At 74.5% G+C, this 12058-nt stretch carries 9 protein-coding genes; all 9 read right to left on the minus strand.

Annotated features, from left to right (window positions below; translation table 11 throughout):
• Nucleotides 1-25 precede the first annotated feature (25 nt).
• Nucleotides 26-1120, minus strand: coding sequence for an undecaprenyldiphospho-muramoylpentapeptide beta-N-acetylglucosaminyltransferase (gene murG / locus AC230_RS08520; protein ID WP_049715461.1), 1095 nt, complete (start codon nucleotides 1118-1120; stop codon nucleotides 26-28).
• 6 nt (nucleotides 1121-1126) lie between these two features.
• The gene (gene ftsW, locus AC230_RS08525; protein WP_049715462.1) at nucleotides 1127-2521 is read right to left on the minus strand and encodes a putative lipid II flippase FtsW; all 1395 of its coding nucleotides are present in this window, start codon (nucleotides 2519-2521) and stop codon (nucleotides 1127-1129) included.
• Between the two features lie 53 nt (nucleotides 2522-2574).
• Complete coding sequence (gene murD / locus AC230_RS08530; RefSeq protein WP_049715463.1) at nucleotides 2575-4014, minus strand: UDP-N-acetylmuramoyl-L-alanine--D-glutamate ligase; 1440 nt, start codon at nucleotides 4012-4014, stop codon at nucleotides 2575-2577.
• Entirely contained in the window at nucleotides 3996-5060 is a 1065-nt protein-coding gene (gene mraY, locus AC230_RS08535; RefSeq protein WP_049715464.1) for a phospho-N-acetylmuramoyl-pentapeptide-transferase, read from the minus strand. The genes murD and mraY overlap by 19 nt, the downstream gene beginning before the upstream one ends.
• Nucleotides 5060-6481, minus strand: coding sequence for a UDP-N-acetylmuramoyl-tripeptide--D-alanyl-D-alanine ligase (locus AC230_RS08540; protein WP_049715465.1), 1422 nt, complete (start codon nucleotides 6479-6481; stop codon nucleotides 5060-5062). The genes mraY and AC230_RS08540 overlap by 1 nt, the downstream gene beginning before the upstream one ends.
• Nucleotides 6482-6561: 80 nt before the next feature.
• The gene (locus AC230_RS08545; RefSeq protein ID WP_078871073.1) at nucleotides 6562-8256 is read right to left on the minus strand and encodes a UDP-N-acetylmuramoyl-L-alanyl-D-glutamate--2,6-diaminopimelate ligase; all 1695 of its coding nucleotides are present in this window, start codon (nucleotides 8254-8256) and stop codon (nucleotides 6562-6564) included.
• Between the two features lie 36 nt (nucleotides 8257-8292).
• Nucleotides 8293-10203, minus strand: coding sequence for a peptidoglycan D,D-transpeptidase FtsI family protein (locus AC230_RS08550; RefSeq protein ID WP_049715467.1), 1911 nt, complete (start codon nucleotides 10201-10203; stop codon nucleotides 8293-8295).
• A gap of 4 nt (nucleotides 10204-10207) precedes the next feature.
• Nucleotides 10208-11041 carry a cell division protein FtsL gene (ftsL, locus tag AC230_RS34640; protein WP_422125565.1) on the minus strand — a complete coding sequence of 278 codons (834 nt, stop codon included), beginning with the start codon at nucleotides 11039-11041 and terminating at the stop codon, nucleotides 10208-10210.
• Entirely contained in the window at nucleotides 11038-11997 is a 960-nt protein-coding gene (gene rsmH / locus AC230_RS08560) for a 16S rRNA (cytosine(1402)-N(4))-methyltransferase RsmH (protein ID WP_049715468.1), read from the minus strand. The genes ftsL and rsmH overlap by 4 nt, the downstream gene beginning before the upstream one ends.
• Nucleotides 11998-12058 lie beyond the last annotated feature (61 nt).

The following is a 12058-nucleotide window of genomic DNA, read 5'->3' on the forward strand; positions in this document are numbered from 1 at the left end:
CTCAGCCTCCTGCCTGTGCGGGCCGTCAGCCCGCCCTGCGTGCGGCGATCGCCTCGTACACCATGCCGACCAGCAGCTCGTCGGCGTCCCGGCGGCCGAACTCGGCGGCGGCGCGGGACATGTGGTAAAGCCGCTGCGGGTCGGCGAGCACCGGGAGGACGTTGCCCTGCACCCACTCGGGCGTCAGTTCGGCGTCGTCGACCAGCAGTCCGCCGCCGGCCTTGACCACCGGCTGGGCGTTGAGCCGCTGCTCGCCGTTGCCGATGGGCAGCGGGACGTAGGCGGCGGGGAGCCCGACGGCGGACAGTTCGGCGACGGTCATCGCGCCCGCGCGGCAGAGCATCATGTCGGCCGCGGCGTACGCGAGGTCCATGCGGTCCACATACGATACCGGGATGTAAGGCGGCATTCCGGGCATGTTGTCCACGTGCGGCAGGTCGTTCTTCGGACCGACCGCGTGCAGGACCTGGATGCCGGAGCGCTGGAGGAACGGGACGACCGCCTGGATCACCTCGTTGAGCCGGCGGGCGCCCTGCGAGCCGCCGGAGACCAGCAGGGTGGGCAGGTTGGGGTCGAGCCCGAAGGCCGCCCGGGCCTCGTAGCGCAGCGCCGCGCGGTCCAGCGTGGCGATCGTGCGGCGCAGCGGGATGCCCACGTAACGGGCGTTGCGCAGCTTGCTGTCGGGGGTGGACACGGCCACCCCGGCGGCGTAGCGCGAGCCGATCTTGTTGGCCAGGCCCGGGCGGGCGTTGGCCTCGTGGACGATGATCGGCACGCCGAGCCGCTTGGCGGCCAGGTAGCCGGGCAGCGCCACGTAGCCGCCGAAGCCGACCACGCAGTCGGCCTTGGTGCGCTCCAGGATCTGCTCGGCCGCCTTGATGGTGCCGCGCAGCCGACCGGGGACGGTGATCAGTTCCGGGGTGGGCTTGCGCGGCAGCGGTACGGCGGGGATGAGGCCGAGCTCATAGCCCCGCTCGGGCACGAGCCGGGTCTCCAGTCCCCGCTCCGTGCCGAGCGCCGTGATCCCCACGGTCGGGTCCTGCCTGCGCAGGGCGTCCGCGAGGGCGAGCGCGGGCTCGATGTGGCCGGCGGTCCCCCCGCCGGCGAGTACGACATGCACCGAAATTCACCGCTCTCCGGACGGCCGCTTCTTGACGCGCCGTCTCATCGTCTTCCATCTCACCCCAGGCTGCCGCATGGCCAGTGCCGCCCGCGCACCGGGCTCGTCGCGCGCGAAGGCGATGAGCAGGCCGATGGCGAACATGGTCGGCAGCAGGGCGGACCCTCCGTAGGAGAACAGCGGCAGCGGCACCCCGGCGATCGGCAGCAGGCCGAGCACCGCACCGATGTTGACCACGGCCTGGGCCGTGATCCAGGTGGTCACCGCTCCCGCGGCGTACCTCACGAAGGGGTCCTCCGTGCGTCCGGCCACGCGGATACCCGCATAGCCTAGAGCCGCGAACAGGGCGAGAACCGACAGCGTCCCCGCCAGGCCCAGCTCCTCACCGGTGATCGCGAAGATGAAGTCGGTGTGCGGCTCGGGCAGTTCGCCCCATTTTTCGACGCTCGCCCCGAGTCCGGCGCCGAACCAGCCGCCGTTGGCCAGGGCGTAGATGCCGTGCACGGCCTGCCAGCACTGGTCGTTGGCGCCCGGGTCGGTGGCGCCGATGCAGGCCAGCCGGGACATGCGGTTGGCGCTGGTCTTGATGAACAGGAAGGCGAGCGCGGCCGTGACGCCGATCACGCCGGAGAACAGCCGGGTGGGGGCCCCGGCCACCCACAGCAGGCCGAGCAGGACGGCGGTGAGGACGACGGTGGTGCCCATGTCGCCGCCGACCATGATCAGGCCGAGCAGCACGAAGGTGACCGGGACGAGCGGCACCAGCAGGTGCTTCCACTGGGTGAGCAGCTTCTTGGCGTGCTTGCGGGCCAGCAGGTCGGCGCCCCAGAGCACCACGGCGAGCTTGGCGAACTCGCTGGGCTGGGCCTGGAAGGGCCCGCCGAGGGAGATCCAGTTGGTGTTGCCGTTGATGGTCTCGCCGATGCCCGGGACCTGGACGAGGACGAGCAGGAAGACCGTTCCGGCGAGCAGCGGGTAGGCCAGGGCGCGCAGCAGCCGGACGGGGGTGCGGGCGGCCATCAGCAGCAGGAGCGCGCCGATGGCGGCGGCCAGCAGCTGCTTGCGGAAGAAGTAGGTGGGGGCCAGGCCGCTCTGCAGCGCCTTGATCTGGGAGGCCGAGTAGACCATCACCAGGCCGAGCACGATGATCAGCAGCGAGCCGCCGAGGATGAGGTAGTAGGCCGTCAGCGGGCGGTCCCAGGCGCGTCTGGCCCGGGTGTGCAGGGTCCGCAGGCCGCCCAGGACCGTGCCGCGCGGGGGGCCGCCGCGGCCGCCGCCGGAGGCGCCGCCGCGGGCGGCCGCGGGCCGGGAGGGGCGGACGGACCGGGAGCCCGTGGCCGGCCCGCGCAGGGCCGTCCAGGGGCCGGACGGCCCCGGCCGTGGTGCGACGTGGTCGTGCATCCGGTCCCCTCCGCTGCTCCCGTGCCGTCCGGCCCGCGGCGGGCGCCGGGCGGCTACTCCTGTGTGGTGCGGCCGACGGCCAGCTCACGGACCGCGGCGGCGAACGCCTCGCCCCGCTCGCCGTAGTGGGTGAACATGTCCATCGACGCGCAGGCCGGGGCCATGAGGACCGTGTCGCCCTCGCCGGCCAGCCGGGCCGCCGCGCGGACCGCCTCGGCCATCGCCCCAGTGTCGGTCCGGTCGAGGTCCACCACCGGGACATCCGGGGCGTGTCGCGCCAGCGCCTCCTTGATCAGGGCGCGGTCCGCCCCGAGGAGGACGGCGCCGCGCAGCCGCTTCGCGGACCGGGCGACGAGCTCGTCGAAGGTCGCGCCCTTGGCGAGGCCGCCGGCGATCCACACGATCGACTCGTAGGAGGCCAGCGACGCCTCGGCGGCGTGGGTGTTGGTGGCCTTGGAGTCGTCGACGTAGGCCACGCCGTCCACGTCGGCGACGTGGGCGATGCGGTGGGCGTCCGGCCGGAAGGCGCGCAGCCCGTCGCGGACCGCCTTCGGCTCGACGCCGAAGGCGCGGGCGAGGGCGGCGGCCGCCAGGGCGTTGGCGATGTTGTGCGGCGCGGGCGGGTGGATGTCGGAGACCTCGGCCAGCTCCTGGGCGTTGCGCTGCCGGTCGGCGACGAACGCCCGGTCGACGAGGATGCCGTCCACCACGCCCAGCTCGGAGAGGCCGGGGGCGCCGAGGGTGAAGCCGATGGCGCGGCAGCCCTCCTCGACGTCGGCGTCGCGGACGAGCTGTTCGGTGCGCGGGTCGGCGGTGTTGTAGACGCAGGCGACCTTGTTGCCCTCGTAGACCCGGCCCTTGTCGGCCGCGTAGGCGGCCATGGAGCCGTGCCAGTCGAGGTGGTCGGGGGCCAGGTTGAGCACGGCCGCGGAGTGGGCGCGCACGGAGGGCGCCCAGTGCAGCTGGTAGCTGGAGAGCTCCACGGCGAGGACGTCGTAGGGCTCCTGGGAGAGCACCACGTCGATGATCGGCGTGCCGATGTTGCCGACGGCGGCGGTGCGCAGCCCGGCGGCCTCCAGGATGGCGGCGAGCATCTGGACGGTGGTGGTCTTGCCGTTGGTGCCGGTGACGGCCAGCCAGGGCGGCGCGCCCTCGCCGCGCAGCCGCCAGGCGATCTCGACGTCGCCGACGACGTCCACGCCGGCCGCGGCGGCGGCCGCGAACAGCGGGCTGTCGGGGCGCCAGCCGGGCGAGGTGACGACGAGGCCGGTGCCCTCCGGGAGGGTCGTGGCGTCACCGAGCCGTACGGTCACGGCGTCGCCGAGGCCCGCCGCGCGCTCGCGCAGGGCCGGGCCGTCGCCGCCGTCCACGACGGTGACCCGGGCGCCGAGGCCGGCCAGGGCGCGGGCGGCGCTGACGCCGCTCACGCCGAGGCCGGCGACGGTGATGTGCTTGCCGTAGAACTCCGAGGTGGTCACTTGATGGCCAGCCATCCCGCGTAGAAGATTCCGAGGCCGACGGCCACGCACAGGCCCTGGATGATCCAGAACCGGACCACCACGAGGACTTCGCTCCACCCCTTGAGTTCGAAGTGGTGCTGGAGCGGGGCCATCCGGAAGACGCGCTTCCCGGTGAGGCGGAAGGAGCCGACCTGGATCACCACGGACATGGTGATGAGGACGAACAGGCCGCCGAGCAGGGCGATCAGCAGCTCCGTGCGGGAGCAGATCGCCAGACCGGCGAGCGCGCCGCCCAGGGCGAGCGAACCGGTGTCGCCCATGAAGATCTTGGCGGGCGAGGTGTTCCACCACAGGAAGCCGAAGCACGAGCCCATCAGCGCCGAGGCGACGACGGCCAGGTCGAGCGGGTCCCTGACCTCGTAACAGGCGGCGCCGGAGGTCAGCGGGTTGCCGCACCACTGGCCGTGCTGCCAGGTGCCGATGAAGACGTACGCGCCGAAGACCATCACCGAGGCGCCGGTGGCCAGGCCGTCGAGGCCGTCGGTGAGGTTCACGCCGTTCGACATCGCGAGGATCATGAACAGCGCCCAGACCACGAAGATCACCGGACCGAGCGTCCAGCCGAAGTCCTGGGTGAACGACAGCCGGGTCGAGGCCGGCGTCTGCCCGCGGACGTCCGCGAACTGCAGCGCGAGCACCGCGAAGGCGATGCCGACGATCAGCTGGCCGGCCATCTTCGCCTTGGCCCGCAGACCGAGGCTCCGCTGCTTGACGATCTTGATGTAGTCGTCGAGGAAGCCGACCAGGCCCATGCCGGCCGTCAGGAAGAGCACCAGCAGGCCGGAGGTCGTCGGGTTGCTGCTGGTGATGACCTTGGTCAGCGCGTAGGCGACGAGCGTGGCCAGGATGAAGGCGATGCCGCCCATGGTGGGCGTGCCCTTCTTCCCGGCGTGGCCGCGCGGGCCGTCGTCCCGGATGAACTGCCCGTAGCCCTTGCGGGCCAGGAACTTGATCAGCAGCGGGGTGCCGATGAGGGTCAGGAAGAGACCGATGACACCCGCGACGAGGATCTGGTTCATCAGCCGGTGACCTCGCCCTCAGCGGCGAGCAACTGCTCCGCCACCCGCTCCAGGCCCACCGACCTGGACCCCTTCACCAGTACGACGTCTCCCGGGCGCAGCTCGCTGCGCAGCAGGTCGACCGCCGCCCGCACGTCGGACACGTGCACCGACTCCTCACCCCACGAACCCTCGTTGTAGGCGCCCATGCACAGCCAGGCCGCTTCCCTGTCCCCGACTGCCACGAGCTTGCTGACGTTGAGCCGGACGGCGAGCCGTCCGACCGCGTCGTGCTCGGCGAGCGACTCCTCGCCCAGCTCGGCCATCTTGCCGAGCACCGCCCACGTGCGGCCCCCCCGCTCCTTGGCGGCGTCGCCCATGGCGGCCAGCGCGCGGAGCGCGGCTCGCATGGACTCGGGGTTCGCGTTGTAGGCGTCGTTGACGATCGTCACGCCGTCCGCGCGCTCGGTGACCTCCATGCGCCAGCGGGAGAGCTGGCCCGCCCCGGAGAGCGCCGAGGCGATCTCCCGCACGGGCATGCCCAGCTCATGGGCGACGGCGGCCGCGGCGAGCGCGTTCGACACGTGGTGCTCACCGTACAGCCGCATCGTCACCTCGGCGCACCCGGTGGGGGTGTGCAGCGTGAAGGAGGGCCGTCCCGCGGCGGTCAGGCGGACGTCCGCGGCGCGCACGTCGGCGTCGTCGGCCTCGCCGAAGAGCACGACGCGGGCCTTGGTGCGGGCGGCCATGGCGCGGACCAGCGGGTCGTCGGCGTTGAGCACGGCGACGCCGCCCTCGGCGGCCGCGGGCAGGGCCTCGACCAGCTCGCCCTTGGCGACGGCGATCTGCTCGCGGCCGCCGAACTCGCCGATGTGCGCGGTGCCGACGTTGAGCACGAGGCCGATGCGCGGCGGGGTGAGCTCCGCGAGGTAGCGGATGTGGCCGATGCCGCGGGCGCCCATCTCCAGGACGAGGTGGCGGGTGTCCTCGCCGGCGCGCAGCGCGGTCACCGGGAGGCCGATCTCGTTGTTGAGGTTGCCGGCCGGGCAGACCGTGGGGCCGAGGCGCTCCAGCAGCTGGCCGATCAGGTCCTTGGTGCTGGTCTTGCCCGCCGAGCCGGTCAGCCCGACGACGGTGGCGCCGAGGCGCTCGGTGACGGCGCGGGCCAGCGCGCCGAGCGCGGCGACGACGTCCGGGACGACGATGGCCGGTACGCCGACGGGGCGGGTGGCGAGTACGGCGACCGCGCCGGCCGCGATGGCACGGTCGGCGTAGTCGTGCCCGTCGACGCGCTCCCCGGCGAAGGCCGCGAACAGGCCGCCGGGGACCACCTCACGGGAGTCGATGACGACGGGGCCGGTGACCCGGGCGTCCGGGTCCGGTATGTCGTGCTGCTGCCCGCCGACGACGGCGGCGATCTCGGCGAGGGACAGAGGGATCACCGGTGGTCACCTCCGGCCGTTCGGTCGGGCTTCCGGAGGGCCTCCGGGGCCGGTTGCTGCTGTGCGCGCATGGCGGTCTGTCATCCCTGGTCGTTCCGGTGCTGGGGGGCGGCCGTGCGGCCCTGCTCCTCGATGGCCCCGCGCAGCACCCGGCGGTCGTCGAAGGGGCGTACCTCTCCGGCGACGTCCTGGCCCTGCTCGTGGCCCTTGCCGAGGACCAGAACGGTGTCGCCGGGTTCGGCGCGGGCGACGGCGGCCGCGATGGCCTGGGCGCGGTCCTCCATCAGCAGGACGGCGCCGCGCTCGCCCACGGGCACCTCGGCGGCGCCCGTGAGCATGGTGGCGAGGATCGCGAGCGGATCCTCGGAGCGGGGGTTGTCGGAGGTCAGGACGGCGGTGTCGGCGAGGCGCGCCAGCGCGGCGCCCATCGGGGCGCGCTTGGTGGTGTCCCGGTCGCCGCCGCAGCCGAGGACGGCGTGGATGCGGCCGGGGGTGACCTTGCGCAGGGCGCGGAGAACCGATTCGACGGCGTCCGTCTTGTGGGCGTAGTCCACGACGGCCAGATAGGGCTGGCCGGCGTCCACGCGCTCCAGCCGGCCGGGGACGCCGGCCACGGCGGCGACGCCGTCGGCGGCGGCCTGCGGCTCGGTCCCGGCGGCGGCCAGGGCGACGACGGCGGCCAGCGCGTTGGCCACGTTGAAGGGCCCGGCCAGCGGCGAACGGGCGGACACCCGGACCCCGTCGGGGCCCTCGACGGTGAACGCGGAGTCGAACGGGCCGGTGACGACGTCCACGGCGCGCCAGTCGGCCTCGGGGCGGCCCTCGGCGGAGAAGGTCACGACCGGGACCTCGGCGTCGCCCCCGGCCAGCCGGCGGCCGTACGCGTCGTCGAGGTTGACGACGCCGAGGCGGCTGCGCTCCTTGGTGAAGAGCTGGGCCTTGGCCCGGTAGTAGTCCTCCATGCCGGAGTGGAACTCCATGTGCTCCGGGCTGAGGTTGTTGAAGACCGCGACGTCGAAGACGCAGCCGTCCACCCGTCCCAGCACCAGCGCGTGGCTGGAGACCTCCATGGCGACCGAGCGGACGCCCCGCTCGCGCATGACGGCGAAGAGCGCCTGGAGGTCGGTGGCCTCGGGGGTGGTGCGCTCGGATTTGATCCGCTCGTCGCCGATACGGGACTCGACGGTGCCGATCAGGCCCGTCAGCCCGCCCGCGGCGCGCAGTCCGCCCTCGATGAGGTACGCGGTGGTGGTCTTGCCGGAGGTGCCGGTGATGCCGATCTGGAGCAGGTCGCGGCCGGGGTCGCCGTAGACCGTCGCCGCGAGGGCGCCCATCCGGGCCCGCGGGTCGTCCACGACGAGGACCGGGAGGCCGGTGGCGGCGGCGCGGCCGGCGCCCGCCGGGTCGGTCAGCACGGCGGCGGCGCCGAGGCCCGCGGCCTGGGCCGCGAAGTCGGCGCCGTGGAAGCGGGCGCCGGGCAGGGCGGCGTAGAGGTCGCCGGGGCGGACCGCGCGCGAGTCGTGGGTGATGCCGGTGACGGCGGCGTCCGAGGCGCCCTCGGGGGCTCGGATGCCCAGCTGACCGGCGAGGTCCGCGAGGGGCACGGGCCGGATCCGGGTGGGGCGGGGCGCTCCCGGAGCGGTTGCTTCCGGGGGGGTGGCTGGGGACTGATCAGCGTGGGGCACGGCGGTGAGCGTACCGGGCGCACCCGGCCCGTCGCGAAGCGAGGGGCGCGCCGGGCCCCGGTTCCCGGGAGGGACGGTGGGCTGCGTCACAGTCCCGCGGTCCGGCGGCGTCGCACGGGGGCTCACCTAATATTCCACCGGCAGCCGGGGCGGCGGACTGCCCGAGGGCGGCACCTGCAGGGTCTTCAGCGCGAAGGACATGACCTGCTGGAAGACCGGTCCGCAGATCTGGCCGCCGAAGTAGCTGCCCCGGGTCGGGTTCTGGATGGCGCAGTAGACGGTGATCCGCGGCTGGTCGGCGGGGGCGAAGCCGGCGAAGGACGCGGTGTAGCCGTGGTAACGGCCGGTCCTCGGATCCACCCGGTTGGACGTGCCGGTCTTGCCCGCCACCCGGTAGCCGGGGATCTTCGCCTTGGTGCCGGTGCCGTCCCGGTCGTCGACCACCGACTCGAGCATCGCGGAGAGCTGCTTGGCCGTCCTCTCGCTGATCACCCGGGTGCGCGGCGGGGCGGCGGCGGGGGTGAACCGCCCGTCCGGCCCCTTGCTGCCGCGCACCAGCGTCGGCCGCACCCGCTCGCCGCCGCCCGCGATCGTGGAGTACACCGACGCCGCCTGGAGGGCGTTGAGCGACAGGCCCTGACCGAACGGGATCGTGTACGACTGCGACTGCTCCCACTTCTGCCAGGGGGCGAGGATGCCGGGCGTCTCCCCCGGGAAGCCGAGCCCGGTGGGCTTCCCGATGCCGAACCTGCTCAGGTACGAGTGGAGGACCTGGTTCGCCTGTTCCCGGGTCCTGCCCAGCTGCTCACTGGCGAGGATGGTGCCGATGTTGCTGGACTTGGCGAGCACCCCGTTGAGCGTCAGGTGCCAGATCCCGTGGTCGATGTCGTCGGCGAACGAACGGTCCGCGCGCGGCAGCCGGTTGGGCACCTCGACGTGGGTGCCGGGGGTGGCCGCGCCCTCCTCCAGGACGGCGGCCATGGTCATCACCTTGCTGACGCTGCCGGGCTCGTAGGCGTCCTGGACGGCCGCGTTGCCCATGGCCGCGCGGTCGGCGTGGGCGAGGTCGTTGGGGTTGTAGCCGGGGGCGTTGGCCATGGCCAGGATCTCGCCGGTGCGGGAGTCCTGGACGACGACGTAGCCGCGGTCGGCCGCCGAGGCGCGCACCTGCTCGGCCACCGCGTTCTGGGCGGCCCACTGGATGTCCCGGTCGATGGTCAGCTCGATGTCGGAGCCGGGGACGGCCGCCTGCTCCTTGAGGTCGCCGGTGGGCACCTGGCGGCCGCCGGACTGGGCGTAGACGCGCTTGCCGTCCTTGCCCGCCAGCTCGGCGTTCAGCTGGGCCTCCAGCCCGCCGCCGCCCCGGCCGTCGGCGTTGACGAAGCCCAGCAGCCCGGCGGCCAGGTCCCCGTTGGGGTACACGCGTTTGCTGTGCGCCTCGCGGTTGAGGCCGGTGAGCAGGTTGACGCCGCCGCGCCCGGTGGGCGTGCGGGCCGCCTCCCGCTTCTTCAGCTCCCGGATCCGGTTCCACACCTGCGGGGTCTGCTGGCGGGCCAGCACGACGTACTTGGACTTCGGGTTGGCGGTGAGTTTCGCCTCGATGGCCTCGGCGCTCTCGCCGAGGACGGGGGCGAGCAGCCCGGCCGCCCGCCGCGGCGCGTCCGGGATCTTGATGCGCTCAGGGGTGAGCAGGTCGGGCGCGGCGGTGATGTCGTACGCGTCGACGGTGGTGGCCAGGTCCACCCCGTTGCGGTCGGTGATGGTGCCGCGCTCGGCGGCCAGGGTGACGGGGATGTAGCGGTTGACGTTGGCGCGGGCCGCGTACGCGCTCGCGTCGACGGCCTGCACCTGGAGCAGCCGCACGGTGAACGCCAGCAGCACCAGCGTGAGCGCGAACCCGATCAGCCGCAGCCGGGGTTTGGGGCTGCCCAGCCGCAGGGGCTGTGCCGCGACCCCCGGGCGCGGCCGGGCGGCGGGCCGGCCCGCGGGACGGGCCGGCCGGGGAACCGGGCGGCGGGGCTGCCTGGGCGCCGTCACTTCGTCACCTGCCTGGGGATCCGGGGGCGGGAACGGCCGGCCGCGGACCGCCGGCCCGCGGCGGCGCCGGGAGCGCCGGGGCCTGCCCGCCCGGCCGCTGGAACTGCGGGTACGGCGGGAGGGCGGGTCCGAACGGGGCGGGGGCGCCGGGCCGTTGGGACTGCGGGTACGGAGCGGGCGCCGGGGCCCGGCCGCCCGGCCGCTGGGACGGGGGGTACGGCGGGAGGGCGGGGCCCTGGCCGTCCGGAGCGGTGCCGCCGGGGATCCGGTACGGCTGGAAGGCCGGATCCGTCACGGGGGGCCCGTCCGTGCCCGGCGTGCCGGGGCCGGCCGGGCGCACGGCCCCCGCGGGGTTCACGGCCCCCGCCGGACGGGGCGCCGCGCCGGGCGGGGTGCCGCCCGGGGCCCTGCCCGGGAGGGCGCCCGGCGGGGCGGCCCCGGGGGCGTACGCCGCCGGATCCTCCGGCGTGCCGCCGGCCGCCGGGGCCGGGGCGGGGACGCCGCGGACGGTGCCGTCCGGATCGAGGAAGGCGGGGCTGCCGCCGGGGACGAGGCCCAGCTCGCGGGCGCGCCGCTCCAGCGCGTCGGGGGCGGCGAGCTGGTCCACCTCCTGCTGGAGGGCCTGCTGCTGGTCCGTCAGCTCGGTGGTCCTGCGCTGGAGCCGGGTGAGCTCGAACGACCCCTGGTTGATCGAGGAGTTGAGAAGCAGCAGGGCGATGAGGCCGGAGCCGAGGAGGAAGACGACGAGCAGCACGAAGGGGGTCCGCCGCATCGCGGCGGGCCCGGGGGGCAGCAGCCGCCGGAGCGTGCCCCGGCCGCGGGCGGCGGCCGGCGTCACGGCACGTCCTCGCGGATGCGTTCGGCGCCCCGCAGCCGCGCCGGGGCGGCCCGCCGGTTCTCGGCGATCTCCTCCTCGGTGGGCAGTTCGGCGCCCCGCGTGAGCAGCCGGAGCCGCGGCTGGTAGCGCTCGGGGACGACCGGCAGCCCGGGCGGGGCCGTGCTGGCCGCCCCGGCGGCGAGGACGCCCTTGACGATGCGGTCCTCCAGCGACTGGTAGGACAGCACCGCGATCCGGCCGCCCACCGCGAGCGCGGCCACGGCCGCCGGGATGGCCTTCTCGACACTGGCCAGCTCGGCGTTGACCTCGATGCGCAGCGCCTGGAAGGTGCGCTTGGCGGGGTTGCCGCCGGTGCGCTTGGCGGCCTGCGGGAGGGCCTCGCGGATGAGCTCGACGAGCCGGGCGCTGGTGGAGAAGGGCTCCTTCTCGCGCTCGCGGACGATGGCGGAGACGATCCGCTTGGCCTGCTTCTCCTCGCCGTACGCGCGCAGGATCCGCACCAGTTCGCCCGGCGGGTAGGTGTTGAGGACCTCGGCGGCGCTGATGCCCGTGGTCTGGTCCATGCGCATGTCCAGCGGCGCGTCCTGGGCGTACGCGAAGCCGCGGTCCGCCTCGTCGAGCTGCATGGAGGAGACGCCGAGGTCGAAGAGGACGCCCTGCACCTTGGGGACGCCGAGGCGCTCCAGCACCTCGGGGAGCTCGTGGTAGACGGCCTGCACGAGGGTGGCGCGGTCCCCGAAGGGGGCGAGCCGCGCGCCGGCCAGCGCCAGGGCGGTGGGGTCGCGGTCGAGGCCGATCAGCCGGACCTCGGGGAAGGCCGTGAGCAGCGCCTCGCTGTGCCCTCCGGCGCCCAGGGTGCAGTCGACGACGACGGCCCCCGGCGCTTCGATGGCGGGAGCGAGCATGTCCAGACACCGCTGGAGCATGACGGGGACGTGTCGCGCGTTGCCGGCCATGGGCCCTTCTGGGAGTGCGGTACGGCGCTTCGCGCACGCACCGCCGGGTCCCCGCCCGCTC

The sequence above is a fragment of the Streptomyces caatingaensis genome, from assembly GCF_001187435.1.
In the GTDB taxonomy this organism is placed as follows: Bacteria; Actinomycetota; Actinomycetes; order Streptomycetales; family Streptomycetaceae; genus Streptomyces; species Streptomyces caatingaensis.